The sequence below is a fragment of the Myroides sp. N17-2 genome, from assembly GCF_002286775.1.
Classification (GTDB): domain Bacteria; phylum Bacteroidota; class Bacteroidia; order Flavobacteriales; family Flavobacteriaceae; genus Flavobacterium.
Genome location: NZ_NSGJ01000013.1, coordinates 41,801 through 62,895 on the forward strand (window position 1 = coordinate 41,801; position 21,095 = coordinate 62,895).

Below are 21,095 nucleotides of genomic sequence, written 5' to 3' on the forward strand. Positions count from 1 at the left end.
AAAACTATTATGAAGAAGTTTACAATATTATTAATCACTATCATTGGGCTGACCGGTATGACGACGGTACAAGCTAATGTTAAGCATACTAAGTCGTATAGCGTAGCAAAGAATCCAGTAAAGAAGAAACCTATTACAGTTATAGCAGAAAGTAAAAGTGTTGATACACAGATACAAGATGATATAGATGCTTTATTAGGGGATATACCTGAAGAGAATAGAGCATTAAGAGTAGAACCTAGTGATTTAACTAATCAAGTATTGACTACGGCTTTTGATTATAAAGGAGTACGTTATAGATACGGAGGTATGAGCAGAAGCGGAATAGATTGTTCTGGTTTAGTAAGTACAGCATTCGAAGATACTAGTATTAACTTACCTCGTAGTTCTAGTGAGATGGCTCAAGTAGGTGAGCAAGTAAGAAGATCAGAAGCTCAAATGGGTGATCTTATTTTCTTTAAAACTCGTGGCAACAGAATCAGCCATGTAGGTATTATTACAGAAGTTCTAAATGATGAAATCAAGTTCATCCATTCTTCAACTAGTAGAGGTGTTATCGTATCTTCTACAAAAGAGAATTACTACAGTAGAACATTTGCACAAATTAATCGTGTAGTGACTGAAAGTTTAAACTAAGAGAGATATTAGTTTTAAGGTTTAATATATATACTGCCTAGTGTAGGTTAGTAGAGAACTCCCATTAAGTCTATCCGTAGCTTTAATGGGAGTTTTTTTGTGCAGTAATGTTAGTGAATACTCTCTATGTTAAGTTTGTGTAATCTTTATTTAAAAGGGATAATTGTGGATTGAATATTGATGTAATATATTCTATATGAAACCATTGAAGATATCCTTTCTGTTCTATTCTTTATTTCTCTTTTTAGGGATATATATAGAGTTACCCGTCATCCTTATATACCTCGGGAGTTGTATTATTATTCTGTTAGCTCTTCTTGCGAGTGGATTGCTTAATCGTTTTTTTGTTTTGCCATCTCGCTTTACGTTTTATAGAGATGTACTATTATTCGCTAGCATCTTTTTCAGTTTAGGAGTTGGTTTAAAGACATTGGTAAGTTCTAATCATCAACAGAAGCTAGTTGCAATTAGTGAATTTATTGACACTAATCCTCAGAAAGTTCAAATAGTTGCTAAAATCACTGAGACGGTCAAAAGCAAAGATAGTAAACGGTTTATAGCAGAGCTTATAAGGGTAGGCGATACCTTGACTACAAGTAAGATTGCCCTTAGTTTTCAAACTAGCCAGTCTGATCTTAAACCTGGTGATATTGTTGCTTACTATAATAATATTAGAAGAATTAGCGCTCCTAAAAACGTTGGTCAGTTTGATTACCAACGCTATATGATGGGTAAGGAGATTTACATACAGAGTTATATTACTGACTATGATGTGCTAGGCGAGGATAAACACTGGAGATATCAGATACTGAATGTTAGAAGAGCTTTAATTGAAAAGATTAATGGACAGGATAGTCCTTTAACAGAAGAAGCGAAGGGATTATTAGTTGCATTGTTATTAGGAGAGAAGTCTTATATAGATGCAGATGTGGTAACGCAGTTTAAAGATGTCGGAGTGATGCATATCTTAGCGATATCAGGGCTGCATGTCGGGTTGATCTATTTGGTGTTAATACAAGTTTTCTTCTTCTTGCCTCCGAAATGGAAGAGAATAGTGGTGTTAGTGGTGCTGTGGGTATTTGTATTCTTGTCGGGGTTTTCACCATCAGTGTTTAGAGCGGTATTTATGTTTAGCATATTTACCATATGTCAATTGATTAAGCGTGAACAGAATTTAGAGCACAGTATAGGCTTGGCACTGTTCTTCGGACTGTGTATTTATCCTTATTGGGTATATGATATTGGTTTTCAACTGAGTTATCTCGCTGTTATCAGTATCGTGTATTTCTTACCAATGTTTAAGAATTACTATTCTAAAAATAAGATAGTTAAGTATGTGCAAGGCATCATATATGTGTCACTAAGCGTACAGATAGGGCTTATTCCGATTCAACTCTATTACTTCCATCAGTTCTCCTTCATATTTTTATTAGCTAATCTAATAGTAATTCCGCTTGCGACAGTATTAGTTATCGTAGGCATGCTATACCTAAGTACGATGTGGATAGGAGGAGTATCTAATGTGGTAGGATGGGTTTTTAGTCGATTTACAGATCTTTTGTACTATTCTATAGCAAGTCTTTATAAGATAGATTATCTATCTTTTAGTGATGTTAAAATAAGCTCGCTGCAATTGTTGTTTATTATAACCGCGATTATCTTAGTTGCTTTGACATATTATAGACAAAAACTTCGCTATATTATCATTTGTTTAGTCTTAGGTGTCATCGCACAGGGAAGTACTGTTTTTATCAATGAAAATAGTACTAGGAATGAAGTAGAAGTAGTCATACCCTACATATCGGGTAAACGAGACTTGACGGTTTGGGTAAAAGAAGAACAGGCACTCACCGTATTCTCAAAACAATGGGATACACTGAGGAGATTTGCTCAAGAAAGCTATGTTCAAGAGCACGATATCCTTGAAATTTCGTATCATAACCTTGAAGGTATAGTACCAAGTACTACAACAGATATCCTAGTGTTAGATAGTGACCAGGTAGATTATGACTTGCCTTTTGATACAACTATAGTTGTAGTAGCTAATCATCCAAAAGTGAACTTTGAGCGAATGCTAGACATGAGAACTCCAGGCGTAGTTGTATTTCATAATTCTGTACCTTTTTGGTTTAAGCAGAAGTGTATGGTTATATGCCTTAAAAAAGATATCCCTTTTCATGATATATATGAAAAGGGATATTGGTCTTCTTTATTATAAATGTCTTAGATAGTTATCTTATAGAACTAATTTATATCTGTTTTAGCAATTGATCAGGAGTTTGGTATCCTACGATTACTTTAGTTACGTCACCTTTAGCTCCGAAGATAACCATAGATGGGTATCCAGGTACTCTTAAAAACATAGTGAAGTCATGTGTAGCATTTCTACCTTTTCTTTCGCTATTATATCCAGGATTAGTGTATTTCGTACCTTTATAGTTGATATCCTCGTTACCCTCAGCATCAAATTTTACTGCATAGTAGTTCTTGTTAATATGCTCGATTACTTTAGCATCGCTAAAAGTATTTTTGTCTAGCATTTTACATGGACCACACCAGTCAGTGAATGCATCCATAAAGATAGGCTTAGCATCTTTCTTTTGTGCTGCAATAGCCTCGTTAAATGTCATCCATTTTATCTCTTGAGCATTAGCTGTTAATCCTAAGAAAGCAATGGTAAGTAATAAAAACAGTTTTTTCATACGTCTTTTAATATTGATGTTATTTGACCCCGTGCATCAATTTTTTAAGCACTGGGTTTAATGCAATAACTAACAATCCTGCTACGATAGGTACGACAGTGAATATTAAGAAGAATACTGATAATGAGTATTGCTCTGTAATGGTCTCGATTTGTCCACCTAATTTCGCGGCTAAGTTGTTCCCAATTGCGATGGCAAGATACCACATTCCGAACATTAGTGCAATCATTCTTGCTGGAACTAATTTAGAAACATAGGATAATCCTACTGGCGAAGAGAATAATTCTCCTAACGTATGGAAGAAGTAAGCGAAGACTAGCCACATCATAGATACTCTAGTTCCTTCTGTGATACCATGAGATCCATAGGCTAACACTCCGAATCCGATAGCCATAATAATTAAACCTAATCCGTATTTAATAGATGCTGGAGGATTAAATCTTGAATCCCATAACTTAGATACGATAGAAGCTAGTGCGATAATAAAGAATGAGTTAAGAATAGAGAACCACGATGCTGTAATCTCTACTTGATTATCTTTAATCTCTGTTACTACTGCTTGAACTATCTCAGGTTGTTTCTCAGCTTTAACGAACTCAGCCATTAAATGTTCTTTTTTATTTGAATCTAGGATATTAAAGTTACCTAACTCTTCATAGACTTCTACTTTATCTCCTTTAGAGAACACCTCTAGTTGAGATACGATAGCAGTATGTTTTACGATATTATCTCCCTCTTTAGGTTGGTTGGCAGCATGTATTGCTTTATAGTCATAGACAGGCTCATTGTGTTTATCTAAGATTGGTTTACCCTCTTTATCTACCTTTTGAATTTGGATAGCTTCATAGGTTAATTCATAGGCATGTGATGACCAGTCTCTATTAAGCATCCAGATAGCTGCACCCCACACCCCTACGAATGTTATCGCTAGGATGATATTAGAAAATAAAGCTTTCTTGATTGTCTGTTTTGCCAATAAGATTAGCACCCAAGAAATGATTAATAACGGAACTACAGTCAGCAGTGTATTAAATATATTAAATAATAAGGCTTTATCTCCAGATAATACTCTCTGTGTATTATCACGTGCGAATATAATAAGTGAAGTTGCTCCCTGTTCAAAGGACATCCAAAAGAAGATCGTGAAGAAAGCAAATATAATAACAGCTATCATACGGTCTCTAATCACCTTCGTATATCTTAGAATACGCGAGATAATTAACCATAGTAAGATTAATAATCCAGCTACTACAACAACAGTCTTTCCATCAACTCCGAATATTTGTTCAGGGAATAATCTGACTTTACCTACGATGTAGAATGCATCACTAAAGGCATATAGGAATCCAATAATAGATGTAATCACGATAAGGATATAATCTACTGTAGTAAATGGATTGCGTTTAAGATCTTCTTTTTCTTCTTCAGTTAAGTCATTTTGACTAACAGTATCTTGTACTTTTATTTCAGTTCTTTTATTAGGTACATCACCGATTGCTCCGAAGATTGGTTTAGCAAACCAAAATTGTAATGTTCCTAGTAACATAAATATACCTGCTAGTCCGAATCCATAGTGCCATCCGATACGCTCACCGATATATCCACATAACATCATACCGAAGAATGCACCAGCATTTACCCCCATATAGAAGATTGTGTATGCACCATCTTTCTTCTCTGGAAATGACTTATACATTTCTGATAAAATAGAAGTCATATTAGGTTTAAAGAATCCTGTTCCAACTACTAGCAATACAAGACCTAAGTACATAAAGAACTCTGTTTCGAATGTCATGGAAGCGTGACCTAGCGTCATAATTAGTGATCCTATCACTACTGCCCATCGGTACCCAATGTATTTATCAGCTAATATACCTCCGAATATTGGAGTGATATATAATAGCATCGCATAGGTAGCGAAGATAGCTCCGGCATCTACTACACTCATTTCCCAACCTGGGTTAAGTCCGATTACAGACATTGTTAAGAATTGAATAAGTAATACGCGCATCCCATAGAAGGAGAATCGTTCCCACATTTCTGTAAAGAATAGAACGAACAGCCCTGAAGGATGCCCTAGAACTTTGCTGTCGAAGAAATTCGGCTGGGCAGAAGTAGTGTTTTCCATATTTTATTTAGTGTCTAGTTTGGTTATAATTATGATAATAAGAAAATCATAAAGGCTAAAAATAGTAAAATAAAGTTAAGTTTCTTTGCTTGACTAAAAAAAATAGTCTAATTCTATTAGAAGAATGGCAAAAGAGGTGTTTTTTATTTGATTATTATCAGTAATAGATTTGTTCTTATTACTCTTGTTGGGGAATAATTAATTAAAAGGGTTGTTTGGTTTGTTATTCGTATAAATTACTAAGTGTAATTTTTTTATTATCAAGATAGTAGTGATACGATTTTTTGTCTAGTGTCGTGAACTACTATCTTCAAAACAGATGTATACTATTGGCTAGGAAAAGTAGTTAAGCCAACAGATCTATAATATTAGCCATAAACCACATCTAGCTATGAAGGCTCTTGACTTCTTACAAGTACTCTAATTGACACTATTGAAAAAACAATGAAATTTTTTAACTAACACTAATTTTGGGATTAAGGTGTGATTGAATCTAATCTGCCAAGAAATGGTGCTTTGATTCTTAATATTGAGAAGAAGGAGGGTAAGTTCTCAAAGAATAACAGCAGTTAAGAGTCAGTAATAATATAAAAAAGCGCCTTAGGCTACTAAGACGCTTTTGTTATATCATAAAGTGTGTTTATATTTTCTTTCTTTCTAGTGGGCGGATGACTAATCTGTCATAAGCTACTAAAGTAATTACTGAGAATAGTCCGATAGCGAAGATTACATACCAAATCTTATTTGGGTTATATGTATTCCATAGCATGTCTACCATGTCCCAGTGAGACATTCCTAGTTTCTGTTCTGCTAGAGCGAAGTACTCATTCTTAGAGAAAGGGAAGTGAACTTGGCTAATGTCTATGCTTTTTGATAAGGCGAAGTCTTTAAATGACTGCGCTACCACTTGCCAATCTACAGAGTCTGCTTTTAGATTAAACTGCTTCTCAAAAGCTGAGATGGACATATTTAAGGCTTTAGACCCTTGTTCTATAAACTGCTCGTGGCTTACCACTTCTGGCATTTCGATATTACGAGTACCCATCTCGCGTTTTAATAGAGATAGTTTATCTGACCACGATTGGTATAGACTTCCAGAGATAACGCTTGTCACGAAGTAACTTGCAGCTACAGGTAAGAAGTATGTACCTTGGTATAATCCTTCTTTTCCCTTCGGTGTGATTAATGCGATGAATGAAGATACAGTAGGACTTGACATCATCTCTCCTACAGAGAATACCATCGTTCCTACGATAGTAAAGATTGGATTATGTGTGTAGAATGTTAGTGCGATACCAATACTTGCTATTACAGCTCCTCTGATTACTGCATTAATATGTCGCATTTTAGTTACAAAATATGAGATACTAACCTGACAAATAATGATCATAAATGAGTCAATATTCGTGAACCACTCTGGCTTTACTTGACCATCTTGTGTCATTAATGTTCCTAAGAAAGGGATGTTCTCGTTTAGCCAATTACTGATGGCAGATGAGTTGACCCAGTCTTCGATAAAGTTTGGCAACGTATTAAATAGTTGGTTAAACATCGTCCAGAAACCAACCATTAATAATAATAAGATACCTAAACGAACATCTTTTAATGCTCCGAATATTCCAACTATAGAATCTTTGATTGCCTTGCCAATAGAGTCTTTTGGTTTCTCTACTTTAGGTTCGTTATAGAATAATAGTAAGATAAGCAGGTTAATAGCGATAACTACCGCTGCCTGAATAAAGATAATCTTCCATCCATAAGTAGTACGCAGTCCTGATGACATCGCAGGTCCGATAAACCCTCCGATGTTTACCATCATATAGAATATCCCGAAACCAAGAGTACCAGTGGATTCGTCTGTATTACGAGCTACGATAGCAGAGGCAACAGGCTTAAAGAATGCGGCTCCTACAGCGACAAGTAAGAATACCATGTATACGCTCCAGTAGCTACTTACTTCTCCTAAGAGATAGTATCCTGTAATCATAATGATAAAGGCGATAGTCAGCGATACTTTATATCCGATGCGGTCAGCGATAACTCCGAATACTAAGGGAAGGAAGTATAATATCCCTACGATGTTCCCCATTATATTACCTTTCTGTACGTGGTCAAAACCCAGACCTCCAGTATCTGTAGAGCCTACTAAGTATAATCCTAATAGGGTATATATTCCGTACCATGCCCAGCGTTCCATCAGCTCCATAAAGCTGGCGATCCAGAAGTTTTTATTAAATGAAGTTAAGGTTTGTCCAAATGATTTATTATTCTCAGACATGGTTATTAGGTTGTTTTAAATTAAGAGGAGTAAGTTAAGTCGTATATTTTAGTTGACAAATGTTTTTTTGTGATTTTGTGATTTTGTTTTTCTGTGATGGTAAGATGTTTGTTTTTTTATGGAGTTGGTTTTTGATAGTTATACTGTGTCCCACTATCTGCGGCAATAATAGAGCAGTAGGGGGCATCAGTAGTCAAAAAAGTCACTAACTAAAATGGGTGTGAGAGGATGTTATAAGTTTGCGGTAAGGTTAGAGATAACACTGTTCTTTGATATATTGTAAACAAAAAAAGCGCCTTAGTTACCTAAGACGCTTCTGTATATTAGAGTAGACAGTGAACTATCTAACTTCTTGCATTAGTTTTTTCATTAATGGAGAAAGTGCAATTAACAGTACCCCTGCGATTACAGCATATAGACCTAAATCTTTATATCCATCTGTATAAGATAGTAATGCATCATAGTTAGGATGGTTACCTGTAGCTGCTTCAGCACGTCCTTTAGACATAGCAGCACCGATTATACCTGCTACATATTGTCCATAAGCACTTGCTAAGAACCACATACCCATCATCATTCCCTGTAAGTTGGCTGTAGATAGTTTAGTCATAATCGATAGACCGATCGGTGATAAACACAGCTCTCCCAGCGTGATAACTAATAAGGCAAATGTAAAGAAGTCTAGTGACGTCATACCTGCAGCGTCAGCAAATAATTTAGTAGCAAATAATGCATAGTATCCAGCTCCAAGTAGGATAAATCCTAAACCGAACTTCATTACTGTATTTGGCTCTATTTTCTTCTTAGCCATCCAGATCCATAATAGACCTAAGATTGGTGCAATGAAGATAATAAAGAATGCACCTCCTGAGTTATTCACACCATTCGGATCTAAATGCATACCTAATAGGTCAGAGTTAAGGTTCTTCGCTGCGAAGATACTTAATGACCCACCTGCTTGCTCATAGATACCAAAGAATAGGATAGAGAAGAAGATAAAGACTAAAGCTGCAATAATTTTCTTACGCTCAGCTTTAGTTAATTTAGTCATCTCATAGAATAAATAGATTAATGCAGCAGGACCTACAGTGTACATAAAGTAAGCTGTGTATTCTGTATTGTCAATCATAAATACAATAACAGGAACCATAGCGAAAGTTAATACATAAGTACCTACTTCTTTCCATAAAGGCATTTTAGTCTGAGTACCATCAGCAGCGATTTGCATAGGTTGAAGACCGATAGGACCTAAATGTCTCTTCGTGAAGATAAAGTTGATTAAACTGATTAACATTACGAATGCAGCTAATCCAAAAGCAACACTCCAACGGTTAGCAGGAGCAATAGTATCTTCAAAGAAGTGACCTTTACCGATAGCGATACATACATATCCTCCGATAAGAGCTCCTAAGTTAATACCTGCATAGAATAATGAGAAACCAGCATCTGTACGATCATCTCCTTTTTTGTACAGTTTACCAACCATCGTAGAGATATTTGGTTTAAAGAAACCAGTACCAATAACTGTGAATGCAATACCTACAAAGAATAATTTGTGAGGATCTATGGCAAGAATAATACTACCTAAGATCATCATCGAGCCTCCCCAGAACAGAGATTTACGGAAACCTAATATTTTATCTGCAAAGATACCTCCTAAGAAAGTAAACGCATATACGAATGCTTGTGTAGCACCATATTGTAAGTTAGCTTGTGCTTCTTCAAAGTGTAGTTGGTCGATCATAAAGAAAACCAACATTCCTCTCATCCCATAGAAGCTAAAACGCTCCCACATTTCTGAGAAGAATAAGCTCCATATTTGCTTCGGATATTTACCCGAGAAATTTTGAATCTCTTCTAATGTCTGTTGTTGACTCATTTTTTTAATTAATTTATTATCGTGCAATGCACAGCGTTCTTATCGAACACCGTGCATTAGTTTTTTCAATAATGGATTCACTAACATTACCAAGATTGCTGCTGCAAAAGGTATTAATGTGAATAAGAAGAAGAAGTGACTAAGAGAGTATTCTTCTTTGATATTTTCAATTTGCCCTCCAAGGATTGCTGCGAACTTCTGTGCAATAGCAAGAGCTAAATACCACATACCAAACATAAATGCAAGCATTTTACCTGGTACTAATTTAGAAACATAAGACAGCCCTACAGGAGAGATAAATAATTCTCCTAAGGTATGGAATAAGTATGTTAATATTAAGAAGATAATAGACATTTTTACTCCATCTGTAGCACCCATAGATCCTAACCCTAAGATTAAGAAACCAATAGCTACGAATATTAATCCAATACCATATTTAAATGCAGCTGATGGATTATACTTAGAATCCCAAAGTTTAGACACTGTAGATGCTAATGAGATAATGAAGAATGAGTTCAAAATAGAGAACCAAGATACTGTAATCTCAGATACCTCTTTATTGAATTCTGCATTTAACATATAGATAGCCATCGCCCAGATACCAGCGAAACAAACAAATAGAATAATGTTAGACATTGCTATTTTAGACCATGTAACTTTAGCTAACTTGATTAGAACCCAAGAAATAATAAGTAATGGGATAATCGTTAAACATGTATTGATAATGTTGAAAGCCATTAATGCAGTTCCTTCTAATGATCTATCTACATAATCTCTAGCAACTAATACAAGTGATGTAGCTCCTTGTTCGAAACTCATGAAGAAGAACATTAAGAAGAAAGCCAATAGAATTACGGCGAACATTCTATCTCTAATGATTTTACCATAACGTAAGATACGTGAAATCACAAGGTATAAGAAAGTAATCAACGCTATAACAGCCATCAAGTTTTGACCTCTTAAGAAAGCAGTGTCAAGTGGTGCAAATAAGTCAAATACTCCATTTTTAGATAATGGATCATTAAATGCATATAATAAACCAATAATAGAAACAATACCAATAAGGATGTAGTCAACTAAAGTGTAAGGGTTTTTAGTGTCTTCATCTTCTTTTAGTTGTTCAGGAGTTTTAACTACTGTATTATCTACTTTTTTAAGTTCTCCTAGTTCTCCTAATAATGGTTTTGCTAACCAGAATTGGATAGTACCTAGAAGCATAAAAATACCTGCTAATCCAAATCCAAAGTGCCATCCTTGCGTTTCTGCTAAGTAACCACAAAGCATCATTCCGAAGAATGCACCAGAGTTAACACCCATATAGAATATAGTATAAGCACCATCTTTTTTGTCTGGTAAAGTCTTATACATTTCTCCTAAGATAGAAGGCATATTCGGTTTAAAGAAACCTGTACCAATCACAAGACATGCAAGTCCAACAAAGAACCATAGTTTAGAGATTCCCTCTGCTGCCATCGATGCGTGACCTAAAGTCATGATAATAGCTCCTACAATAACAGCCCAACGCGAACCGATGTATTTATCTGCGATAACCCCTCCTAGAATAGGTGTAAGGTATAATAGCATTGCATAAGTACCATATAAGGCACCTGCTTGTTCTGCTGACCATCCCCATCCTGAAAAAGCATCTCCAAAGATAACTTTAGCTGTTAAGAATTGAATCAATAAAACTCTCATTCCGTAGAAAGAGAAACGTTCCCACATTTCTGTAAAGAACAGAACGAAAAGACCTGCTGGGTGACCAAGCACCTTTGATTTAAACAAGTCTGAGTTAGCTGTTTCTGCTGACATTTAAGTAAATATTAGTTGTTTTAGTTCGTACTGTTGGTGATATAGTACTTTGGTTGGTTAATAGGTGTAAGGTTTTTTGGCTTATAAATTGTTTAAGATGAAGTTTGTCATCTTAGTGTATAGTTGTAATCTAGTGTTTCCTCCTGAGATACCGTGGTTCTTATCTGGGTAGATTAACCAGTCGAAATCTTTATTCTTTTGTACTAATGACTGTATCATTGCCATTGCATTTTGAACATGTACATTGTCATCTGCAGTACCGTGAACAAGTAGGTAACGTCCTTTTAAGTTATCTGCATACGTGATAGGTGAGTTATCATCATACCCTGTAGCATTCTCTTGTGGAGTAGTCATATAACGCTCTGTGTATATACTGTCATAATATCTCCAGTTGATAACAGGAGCTACTGCGATAGCCATTTTAAACACATCATTTCCTTGTAATAAAGCATTAGAAGACATAAAACCTCCGTAGCTCCATCCCCAGATACCTATTCTACTAGCATCTACATAAGATTGACTACCTAAGTATTTTGCAGCGATGATTTGATCATCTACTTCATATCTACCAAGTTTATTTTGCGTTACTTTTTTAAATTCAGCTCCTTTAAATCCTGTTCCTCTACCATCTACAGTCACTACGATATACCCTTTTTGAGTAAGCATAGCGTGCCAGTAGTCGTTAGAGTCTAACCATTTATCAGCTACAGACTGTGAACCCGGACCACTGTATTGATACATAAATACAGGATATTTCTTAGCAGGATCAAAGTCTTTAGGCTTTATCATCCATGCATTTAATTGTAAACCGTCAACTGTTGGGATTTGAATAAATTCTTTAGTAGGTATGTTATAGTCTACTAATTTGTCTTGTAGTTCTTGGTTGTTTAAGATCTCTTTTACGACTTTACCTGTCTTAGAATTCTTAAGTGTATAAGTAGGAGCTACTTTATTAGAAGAGTATATGTTGATAAATTGTTGGAAGTTAGGGCTGAAGATAGCGTTATTCGTTCCTAATTTATCAGATAACTTTTGTTTGTTTTTACCTGTTAAGTCTATTGAGTAAATGCCTCTATAGATAGAACCCTCCTCTACTGACTGGAAGTATAATTTCTTAGTTTTAGTATCTATACCATAGTAGTCAGATACTTCCCATTTTCCTGAAGTGATTTGGTTTACTAACTTCCCATCTTTGTTATAATAGTAAAGGTGGTTATAACCATCTCTTTCACTTTGCCATACGAAGTCGTTGTTATCTAAGAAAGACAGCGTATTCACATCTACATAAGCCTTATCCGTTTCATTAAGGATAAGTTTTTTATCTAATGTATTACCATCGATAAAGAATACCTTAAGATCGTTTTGGTGTCTATTGATTACTTGAGCACTTAAGTACTTGCTGTCATTCGTCCATTTGATTCTTGGAATGTAGAAGTCATTAAACTCGCTAAGGTTAACCTTACTCGTTTTAGTAGATTTTAAGTCATAAATATGGATAGACACTAGAGAGTTCTTCTCACCTGCCTTAGGATATTTAAACTTGTCTTGTGTAGGATATAATCCAGTACCGTAGATATCCATAGAATATTCTGGTACTTCAGTTTCGTCAAATTTAATGTAAGCTAGTTTATCACCATCCTTGTTCCAATCGAACATACGTACGATACCAAACTCTTCCTCATACACCCAATCAGAAATACCGTTGATGATATGGTTTTTCTTACCATCATTAGTAATTTGTTGTGTTTTTGCAGAAGCGATATCATAAACATAAAGGTTGTTTTGATAAGCATAAGCTATTTTAGAACCATCGTTAGAGAATGTAGGTTCCATTATTTTGTGATCAGCTATTTTAGTCAGCTTATTTTTAGTTGGGTTGAACAAGTAAAAATCAGCTAAAGCCGAACGACGAAAGATAGCAGTTGAGTTTGTCCCAATTAAGATTTGCTCTTCTTTGTGGTCAAAAACGTAAGTATCTATCGATTTGATATTTTCGAAAACACTAGTAGAGAAGATCGTTTTGGCTTTCTCAAGTGTTTCAAAATTGTACAGATTAATCTCTTGGTGGTCTTTGCCAATGCGCTCAATACGTGAGTATTGATTAGACTTCTCCATCGAATTGACAGATTGCATCGCTTTGGTTCTAAATGTACCATTCCAGATTTCTTCTTGAGCGATTTGTTTCTGTGCGACTCCTAATTGAGTAGCGATGATACAAAATAGTAAGGTTAGGTTAAGGTGTTTCATTGTGTAATTAGTCGAAAAAACTTCCAATTTTAATGAAAAAATATGATGTACACCAATTTATTTTTCGAAATAGGCAAAAAAAGCTTAAATCTATTGACTCTATATTGGTAATAAAATTCATAATAAGATAAATAAAAAGTACTAATAGCTGTTTTTTTAGTTTTTTTAACCTTGAAAGAATGAGTTATCTTTGTGGCATAAACAAAAATAAAGATGGAAAGTAATATTAATGGATTCTCTAAGCTGAGTAAACGTGACAAAATCAATTGGATAGCACAAACCTATTTTTCTAATTCTGCTGATACGGTAGAATTGATAGAACAATACTGGAATTCTGATGAAGAATTACAGAAGCTACACGATGAGTTTATTGAGAATACAATTACGAATTTTTATTTGCCTTTAGGTGTTGCGCCTAACTTCAAGATAAACGAGAAGTGGTACACTATACCGATGGTTATTGAAGAAAGTTCTGTAGTAGCAGCTGCTTCTAAAGCAGCTAAGTTCTGGTCTGAAAGAGGTGGGTTTAAGACTACAATCTTAGGGACAGAGAAGATAGGGCAAGTACACTTTATATACAAAGGGGATAAGGATAGGTTAGTTTCTTTTATTAATAAGATAAATAAGCGATTCTATGAGGATACAAGTGCGATCACTCAAAATATGGAAAAGCGTGGCGGAGGTATTTCTGCTATAGAACTTAGAGATAAAACAGCTGAAGTAGACAACTATTATCAACTACATGTGACATTCGAGACAAAGGATAGTATGGGGGCTAACTTCATCAACTCGTGTCTTGAGATAATAGCAAAGACACTTAAAGCAGAAGCGCTTATATACGCTGAGTTTACTGACGAAGAGAAGGTAATAGATGTAATTATGAGTATTCTGTCTAATTATGTGCCTAACTGTGTTGTGAGAGCCGAAGTTAGCTGTCCAATAGCTGACTTAAAAGGAAAAGATATTAAAGAATCTCAGTTATTCGCTGAGAAGTTTGTACAGGCTGTGCGTATTGCAGAGGTAGAGCCATTTAGAGCGGTAACGCATAATAAAGGTGTGATGAATGGGGTGGATGCAGTAGTATTAGCGACAGGTAATGATTTTAGAGCTGTAGAGGCAGGAGTGCACGCTTATGCAGCACGTAATGGTAAATACAGTAGTTTATCTCACGCTAGTATCGAGAATGGAATATTCAAGTTTTGGATAGACTTGCCATTAGCACTTGGAACTGTAGGTGGACTTACTTCTCTTCACCCAATGGTAAAAGTAGCGTTAAAGATGCTTCAAAGTCCTTCAGCAACTGAGTTAATGCAGATTGTGGCAGTAGCAGGATTAGCACAAAACTTCGCTGCTGTTAAATCACTTACTACAACAGGGATTCAACAAGGACATATGAAGATGCACTTGATGAATATTCTAAACCAATTTAAAGCAACAGATGCTGAGCGTGTAAAAGTAGTAGCTCATTTTGAAAAGAATGTAGTCTCACATAGCGCAGTAGTTGAGTTATTAGAAAGTTTACGCCAATAATGATAAAAGAGTATTACAGCAATGGTAAACTTCTCTTATCTGGAGAGTATGTCGTACTAGAGGGTGCTAAGGCATTTGCTATGCCTACTAAGTTTGGGCAATCTATGACTGTAAGTGAAAGAGAAGATGGTCGTATTTCTTGGATTAGCTATGATGTAGATGGAAAGGTGTGGATGCAAGAAGAAGTTGCTTTAGGGGATATTATTAGTAATAATGCTATATCTGAGGGGAGTGAATATTATAAAACATTAGTACAAGTACTACGTGCCGCGCATTCTCAAAATCCTGATATATGTAAAAGTGGTCAAGGGTATGAAGTGATTTGTAAGTTAACCTTTCCTAGACTTTGGGGATTGGGAACTTCCTCTACTTGGATTAATAACGTAGCCCAATGGTTTGCTATTAATCCATATCAATTGCTTCAAGATTCTTTTGGAGGAAGTGGATATGATATCGCTTGTGCACAATATGACAAAGGAGTATTCTATACCTTGACGGATAAATATAATCCAAAAGTAGAGTTAATTGATTTTAATCCTTCTTTTGCCAATGATATTTACTTCGTTTATCTCAATCAAAAGAAGAGTAGCAAGGAGGCAATAGCTAACTTTAAAAGTAAGAAATCTTTGATTAATGAACAAGTTACGCGTATCTCTGTGATTAGTCAAGAGATGAGTGAGTGTACTAATTTAGTTGATTTCATGTCACTTATGAATGAACACGAACAGATAATGAGTGATGTTTTAGGAGTGTCTACTGTGAAACAAGAGCTGTTTAACGACTTCGAAGGCTCGATTAAGAGTCTTGGAGGATGGGGTGGAGACTTCGTGATGGTAGTGACAACAATAGATCCGAGAGATTACTTTATATCAAGAGGTTATGAGGTAGTTATAAGATTCAAAGATATGATGCTTTTATAGAAGTTTAACTTCTATTTTAGATTTAAATACCTTACTTTTATCCTTTCATAATATAGTATTTTTTTAAAAACAAACTTATTGTATTCATTAGTATTGTCTAACTAGGAAGTAAAGAGCTATTGTCATAAGTTAGAGAAAAGGCATAGTGCTATGTTTTGAGTATTTGTCTAATGAAATGATTTATTAGATTGTACTAATGCTTAATGTAGGTTTAAGTAAAGAGTGTCGGAATCTTGATGAGCAAATTGGAGAGAAAGACAATTAGAGAGGTTTCTGTAATAGGGAACCTCTTTTTTTTGCTCTATATATTACATTGCTTATTGAGTGAAATTCTATGAGGTAACGTTAACTTAACAATACTTTGTCAATTGGAATTGTTAAAATTGAACTTAAAGGACTATTTTTGAACCTCTAAAGAAAGTAGAAGAAATACAATGAGAACCTTTAAAAGAAAGTTAGCGGTACAAATACAATGTTATCTATGGATAGCGTTGTTGATGTTCACCACAGTAGGCTGTTCTGCTAAGAAAGCTTTCTTTGAGGTATCTGGTATAGCAACAGAGCGACCTCTAAATGCAAACAAAGCATTAGGTGGTAATACCTCTATCACTTGTGAAATAGAATCTTCTACTACAACGGTATCTTCAAGACAATTAAAACAACGTGTTAAGGGACTTACTTTACTATCTACATTCTATTCAAATGAAGTAGACTTGGCGCGTTATCATTTTATCAGTGATGTACAGCGAGATTATATTCTCAATGTAGCAGGTACTGATCCTCCTAAATATGTATTATATCAGCAGTTTAAATTAGCAATAGCATAATCGATTTGAAATATTCAATACGTTACGAAAGTGTATTGATCTAAAACAAATTGATTACACTATTTAATTTAATACTATGCAATTATTTAATAAACAGTCGTATACTACGGCTGGATTCTTTACTCTAGGACTTAGACTAGTAGTGGGGTGGACTTACTTTTCTGCTTTTTGGCGCAGACTTATTTTAGAAAACAAACTTATCGAAACAGAAGCAGGATATATAGGAGTGAAGTTTAATCACTTCCTACCTAATGCTCTCGGAATAAAACCACTGATCGAATATCTCGTTACACACCCCGAGGCCTTGTGGTGGTCGATGGTTATCTTCACTATCGTAGAGGCGATCGTAGGGTTGTTTATTATGCTAGGACTCTTTACAAGACTGATGTCAGTAGGGGTGTTTATGTTGGCGATGGGAATATTATTAGGATCAGGCTGGATAGGGACTACTTGTCTTGATGAGTGGCAGATCGGTGTACTCGGAGTGTCTACAGGGTTTATGTTATTCTTGACAGGTGGAGGTTATGGTTCTTTGGATTATTACTTCATTAAAAAACAAAAGGCATTTACAACTAAGAAATGGTTTAGATTCATTGGTTCAGGTGAATTGCCTATTAAGAATTTGAAACCTCTTGTGTTTATTGGTTCTTTTGGGGTGCTATTATTGACTTTATATACTAATCAAGTGTTTCACGGTGGTGTATTCGGTACGCTACACAACAAATCTGTTAAGCCTAAACTAGAGCTTTCTAATGCTACTTGGCGAGATGGAAAAGTCGCTTTTGAAGTATATCGTGTAGAGGGAGCAGATGTATATGGCTCATTCCTTATCGGTGTACAATTAGAAACTAGTGATGGTGAAGTGATACAGAAGTGGGATGGCGAGGCATTAGCCAAGATGGATAAAGCGAATATTAGTAATCATTATGTAGCTAAAGTAGCTCCTGGCAAACACAGCCTCGTAATCCCATTAGGGGCAAAAGCAGATGTAACGTTCACTCCAACGGTAGAGCATCCAAGTAAAGGTGTGATCATTCGCCTTATAGATGTGAGTGGTTTAGAGTGGACTATTGAGGCTAATTAATACATAGAAAGATAGCGCTGTTAACTATTGGTAATTGTTTATATAATAGACTTTTATAATTGAAATACTCGTGATTTGAATATTTTATTGCGTAAATTGCTATAAAAATTACGATATGAATAGTATAGAAGATGTATTACAATCGGTATCTCACAGACCTTGGGGGCTACCTGAAAGACAATGGATGTTTTATCAAGAGTGGAACAGAGCTATCTTTCTTCATTTTGAGGTTCCGTATGATGTACTAAGACCATTAGTACCTGAAGAAATTGAATTAGATCAGTTAGAAGGTAAGTGTTATGTATCTATCGTACCCTTCACGATGGAGAATATTCGTCCTCGTCAATTACCTGCAGTTAGTATGATATCAGACTTTGATGAACTTAATGTGCGTACTTATGTCAAAGTAGATGGTAAACCTGGTGTCTATTTTTTAAACATAGAAGTAGGAAAGAGTCTTTCTGCTTTTGTCTCGCGTACAGTATCAGGACTTCCTTATGAAAAGGCTGAGATGAAGAGGACAGCAGATACTTATTTGTCTTTAAATGAAAAGAAGAAGTTTTTCTTGCGTTTAAAGTTTAAGACTGGCGAGTTAGTACAATCTAAAACGACTTTAGAAAAATGGTTAACGGAGCGCTATTGCCTATATGTGTATGTCAATGAGGAGTTGTTTAGATATGAAATACATCATAAAGAATGGCCTGTTAAGACAATATTATTTGAGAATCTTGAGTTAGAGTATAAGATAGGCAATCTACACTTGACGGAGGCAGATGTAATCGCGTCTCAATATTCAGATGGTGTGATAGTCGTATCTTGGGATAAAGAAAAGATAACACGCATATAATAGGAATACTTATAATGAGAAACAAGATTTATTGGTTCGCTTGCCTTACTTTATTGTTGAGTACAGTAACAGTAGCACAGAATACACGTTCTATAGAACGCACTATACAACCGAAGTGGAAGATGGTAGTCTATGATAAAGAATCTCCGGTTAAGGCAAAGAACTTGCTTTATAACGAGATCCCGAAGACTCTTGATTTTAAAGGAACTGTTATGGAGGCTATCAAATGGGAGGATAAAGAAGGAGAGAAGATATTAATCCTTACTGCTACTGGATATTTTCCATATAGAGACTTGGCGAATAAGGGCTTTGGACAATACTCTTCAGGGACTAAAGGTGAAATTTATACTTATATGTTTACAAAGAAGAGCGCTGAAGAAGATTATGTTATGACGCTTAAGATGTATGACAATGTTCCGTGCGGTGAAGGCAGTACAGGCGCATATATTGGGTATGTTCCTCTGGGAACAGTTATCACAGATCTTGATAATGACGGTATTACAGAAGTTGTCGTTTCATATGTGTCTAGTTGTAATGATGGTGAGAAAGGAGAATATGACCTCAAAGTGATTTTGTATAATGGCAATGAGAGTGTAGTCGCAAAAGGACAGCTTATTCCAAGTGAAGGTAAAATAGATAAACCGGTGATCGAACGCGATGATAAGATGAAAAAAGTATTCTCTAAAACAGTAGAGGATGGATGGAAGAAAATAGCGAAGAGCTTTAAATAGTTATGAACCTCATAGTATGTGCTATGAGGTTTTTTTATGAAAATGGTTTTGGTTAGTAGTTTCTAAAATTGTTTATATTTGATGGCAAGCTTATTCCTTAATAACTATGAAATACAGAATTGAGATACCCGAACCTTGTCATGAAGACTGGGATAAGATGACTCCTCAGGATAAGGGGAGGCACTGTGATGTATGTGATAAAGTGGTAGTAGACTTTAGTAAATACAGTAAACGAGATATCATTAATCATATCAAGAAAGAGGGAAAGATATGTGGACGAGTACCTCGTCAGTATGTAGGTATAAACTTAGAAGAAGAAAAGATTAGAAAGTCATTTGGACTAAATGGGATGGTTGCTACGATGGTGAATTTATTAGCACTAACGACTATAAGTACGGCAGTAGCACAAGAAAAACCTAAAGTGGAACAGCAAAGTAAAGCCTTAAGCAAATCCTCAAAGTCAACAAAACTGCTTAAAAAAGAGACTTTTGTATTGAAAGGGGCTGTAAAAGAGTCGGGAAGAAAGGGATTAGGAGGTGTATTAGTTCAAGTTAAAGGAACAAGTTATACAGTAATGACAGATGACATAGGGAACTTTGAATTGAAACTACCTGTGACTTTAGATAGAGAGAATTGTGTACTAAGTTGTTTAAAAGATAATTATTTTGCTGAGGAAGTAAGGGTTACTGATTTTGATAATCCTATTGATATTGAAATATACAAGGTAAAATTATTTGTAGAGCCTAGTGTGACAGGCAAAGTCACCATCAAGGAAGTTTGTGAATAACTTAATGAGAACCTATGAAATACAGAATCGAGATACCCGAACCTTGTCATGAAGACTGGGATAAGATGACTCCTCAGGATAAGGGGAGACACTGTGATGTATGTGATAAAGTGGTAGTAGACTTTAGTAAATACAGTAAACGAGATATCATTAATCATATTAAGAAAGAAGGAAAGATCTGTGGTCGAGTACCTCGTCAGTATGTAGGTGTTAATTTAGAGGAAGAGAAGATTAGAAAGTCATTTGGGCTAAATGGGATGGTTGCTACGATGGTGAATTTATTAGCACTAACGACTATAAGTACGGCAGTAGCACAAGAAAAACCTAGAGTAGAAACTGTATGTAAAGATGCTAAGACGAGTACTCCTATAGCAACAGTTGTTCAGAATGATGCTAAGAATGAAAATACTAGAGTGATCAGAGGAAAGGTTTATGAAGGAGGATTAGAATTACCTGGGACAATAATTATAATAAAAGGGACTGATATAGGTACTCAAAGCAATCTTCAAGGAGAGTATGAATTAGTTGTTCCTGAAAAATATGATACTAAACGACTAACTTTAGTTGCTAGTTTTATTGGTATGAATGATGTAAAGATTCGAGTTGGTAAATCAAAAGATAATGCTGATTTCCATTTAGAATCAAGTAATGAAGTGTTAGGAGGGGTAGAGATAGTTCGTTATTAAATAA

16 protein-coding genes are annotated in these 21,095 nt (G+C 35.4%); 10 read left to right on the forward strand and 6 right to left on the reverse strand.

What is annotated here, in order from left to right; genetic code table 11:
• Positions 1 to 9 precede the first annotated feature (9 nt).
• On the forward strand, positions 10 to 636 hold the full coding sequence (locus CF599_RS07305; RefSeq protein ID WP_121965386.1) for a C40 family peptidase: 627 nt from the start codon (positions 10 to 12) through the stop codon (positions 634 to 636).
• Between the two features lie 196 nt (positions 637 to 832).
• Positions 833 to 2,854 (forward strand): ComEC/Rec2 family competence protein, encoded by a 2,022-nt coding sequence (locus CF599_RS07310; RefSeq protein WP_121965387.1) that lies wholly within the window; start codon positions 833 to 835, stop codon positions 2,852 to 2,854.
• Between the two features lie 31 nt (positions 2,855 to 2,885).
• Here the strand turns inward: CF599_RS07310 and CF599_RS07315 are convergent, their stop codons facing one another.
• From CF599_RS07315 to CF599_RS07340, 6 genes are all read right to left on the reverse strand, one after another.
• Positions 2,886 to 3,338, reverse strand: coding sequence for a DUF255 domain-containing protein (locus tag CF599_RS07315; RefSeq protein WP_121965388.1), 453 nt, complete (start codon positions 3,336 to 3,338; stop codon positions 2,886 to 2,888).
• Between the two features lie 19 nt (positions 3,339 to 3,357).
• Complete coding sequence (locus CF599_RS07320; protein ID WP_121965389.1) at positions 3,358 to 5,466, reverse strand: peptide MFS transporter; 2,109 nt, start codon at positions 5,464 to 5,466, stop codon at positions 3,358 to 3,360.
• 640 nt (positions 5,467 to 6,106) lie between these two features.
• Entirely contained in the window at positions 6,107 to 7,744 is a 1,638-nt protein-coding gene (locus CF599_RS07325) for an MFS transporter (protein ID WP_121965390.1), read from the reverse strand.
• Positions 7,745 to 8,084: 340 nt separating this feature from the next.
• Entirely contained in the window at positions 8,085 to 9,623 is a 1,539-nt protein-coding gene (locus CF599_RS07330; protein WP_121965391.1) for a peptide MFS transporter, read from the reverse strand.
• 39 nt (positions 9,624 to 9,662) lie between these two features.
• Entirely contained in the window at positions 9,663 to 11,432 is a 1,770-nt protein-coding gene (locus CF599_RS07335; protein WP_121965392.1) for a peptide MFS transporter, read from the reverse strand.
• 81 nt (positions 11,433 to 11,513) lie between these two features.
• A complete protein-coding gene (locus CF599_RS07340; RefSeq protein WP_121965393.1) occupies positions 11,514 to 13,679 on the reverse strand; it encodes a S9 family peptidase in 2,166 nt (721 codons plus the stop codon).
• Between the two features lie 213 nt (positions 13,680 to 13,892).
• Here CF599_RS07340 and CF599_RS07345 point away from each other — a divergent pair, with 213 nt between their 5' ends.
• From CF599_RS07345 to CF599_RS07380, 8 genes are all read left to right on the forward strand, one after another.
• Positions 13,893 to 15,209: a hydroxymethylglutaryl-CoA reductase, degradative gene (locus CF599_RS07345; protein WP_121965394.1), complete on the forward strand. Its 1,317-nt coding sequence runs from the start codon at positions 13,893 to 13,895 to the stop codon at positions 15,207 to 15,209.
• Positions 15,209 to 16,129 carry a GYDIA family GHMP kinase gene (locus CF599_RS07350; RefSeq protein WP_121965395.1) on the forward strand — a complete coding sequence of 307 codons (921 nt, stop codon included), beginning with the start codon at positions 15,209 to 15,211 and terminating at the stop codon, positions 16,127 to 16,129. The genes CF599_RS07345 and CF599_RS07350 overlap by 1 nt, the downstream gene beginning before the upstream one ends.
• 434 nt (positions 16,130 to 16,563) lie before the next feature.
• Entirely contained in the window at positions 16,564 to 16,956 is a 393-nt protein-coding gene (locus CF599_RS07355; protein WP_121965396.1) for a hypothetical protein, read from the forward strand.
• A 76-nt stretch (positions 16,957 to 17,032) separates the two neighbouring features.
• Positions 17,033 to 18,040: a TQO small subunit DoxD gene (locus CF599_RS07360; RefSeq protein ID WP_121965397.1), complete on the forward strand. Its 1,008-nt coding sequence runs from the start codon at positions 17,033 to 17,035 to the stop codon at positions 18,038 to 18,040.
• 115 nt (positions 18,041 to 18,155) lie between these two features.
• A complete protein-coding gene (locus CF599_RS07365) occupies positions 18,156 to 18,887 on the forward strand; it encodes a YqjF family protein (protein WP_121965398.1) in 732 nt (243 codons plus the stop codon).
• Between the two features lie 14 nt (positions 18,888 to 18,901).
• Complete coding sequence (locus CF599_RS07370; RefSeq protein WP_121965399.1) at positions 18,902 to 19,618, forward strand: M949_RS01915 family surface polysaccharide biosynthesis protein; 717 nt, start codon at positions 18,902 to 18,904, stop codon at positions 19,616 to 19,618.
• Positions 19,619 to 19,724: 106 nt separating this feature from the next.
• Positions 19,725 to 20,405 carry a carboxypeptidase-like regulatory domain-containing protein gene (locus tag CF599_RS07375; RefSeq protein ID WP_121965400.1) on the forward strand — a complete coding sequence of 227 codons (681 nt, stop codon included), beginning with the start codon at positions 19,725 to 19,727 and terminating at the stop codon, positions 20,403 to 20,405.
• 14 nt (positions 20,406 to 20,419) lie between these two features.
• Entirely contained in the window at positions 20,420 to 21,091 is a 672-nt protein-coding gene (locus CF599_RS07380) for a carboxypeptidase-like regulatory domain-containing protein (protein WP_121965401.1), read from the forward strand.
• Positions 21,092 to 21,095 lie beyond the last annotated feature (4 nt).

Excerpts from the sequence above, each read along its gene's own strand:
- CF599_RS07305 (WP_121965386.1), top strand. The coding sequence starts at position 10 with ATGAAGAAGTTTACAATATTATTAATCACTATCATTGGGCTGACCGGT.
- CF599_RS07310 (WP_121965387.1), top strand. The coding sequence starts at position 833 with ATGAAACCATTGAAGATATCCTTTCTGTTCTATTCTTTATTTCTCTTT.
- CF599_RS07315 (WP_121965388.1), bottom strand. The coding sequence starts at position 3,338 with ATGAAAAAACTGTTTTTATTACTTACCATTGCTTTCTTAGGATTAACA.
- CF599_RS07320 (WP_121965389.1), bottom strand. The coding sequence starts at position 5,466 with ATGGAAAACACTACTTCTGCCCAGCCGAATTTCTTCGACAGCAAAGTT.
- CF599_RS07325 (WP_121965390.1), bottom strand. The coding sequence starts at position 7,744 with ATGTCTGAGAATAATAAATCATTTGGACAAACCTTAACTTCATTTAAT.
- CF599_RS07330 (WP_121965391.1), bottom strand. The coding sequence starts at position 9,623 with ATGAGTCAACAACAGACATTAGAAGAGATTCAAAATTTCTCGGGTAAA.
- CF599_RS07335 (WP_121965392.1), bottom strand. The coding sequence starts at position 11,432 with ATGTCAGCAGAAACAGCTAACTCAGACTTGTTTAAATCAAAGGTGCTT.
- CF599_RS07340 (WP_121965393.1), bottom strand. The coding sequence starts at position 13,679 with ATGAAACACCTTAACCTAACCTTACTATTTTGTATCATCGCTACTCAA.
- CF599_RS07345 (WP_121965394.1), top strand. The coding sequence starts at position 13,893 with ATGGAAAGTAATATTAATGGATTCTCTAAGCTGAGTAAACGTGACAAA.
- CF599_RS07350 (WP_121965395.1), top strand. The coding sequence starts at position 15,209 with ATGATAAAAGAGTATTACAGCAATGGTAAACTTCTCTTATCTGGAGAG.
- CF599_RS07355 (WP_121965396.1), top strand. The coding sequence starts at position 16,564 with ATGAGAACCTTTAAAAGAAAGTTAGCGGTACAAATACAATGTTATCTA.
- CF599_RS07360 (WP_121965397.1), top strand. The coding sequence starts at position 17,033 with ATGCAATTATTTAATAAACAGTCGTATACTACGGCTGGATTCTTTACT.
- CF599_RS07365 (WP_121965398.1), top strand. The coding sequence starts at position 18,156 with ATGAATAGTATAGAAGATGTATTACAATCGGTATCTCACAGACCTTGG.
- CF599_RS07370 (WP_121965399.1), top strand. The coding sequence starts at position 18,902 with ATGAGAAACAAGATTTATTGGTTCGCTTGCCTTACTTTATTGTTGAGT.
- CF599_RS07375 (WP_121965400.1), top strand. The coding sequence starts at position 19,725 with ATGAAATACAGAATTGAGATACCCGAACCTTGTCATGAAGACTGGGAT.
- CF599_RS07380 (WP_121965401.1), top strand. The coding sequence starts at position 20,420 with ATGAAATACAGAATCGAGATACCCGAACCTTGTCATGAAGACTGGGAT.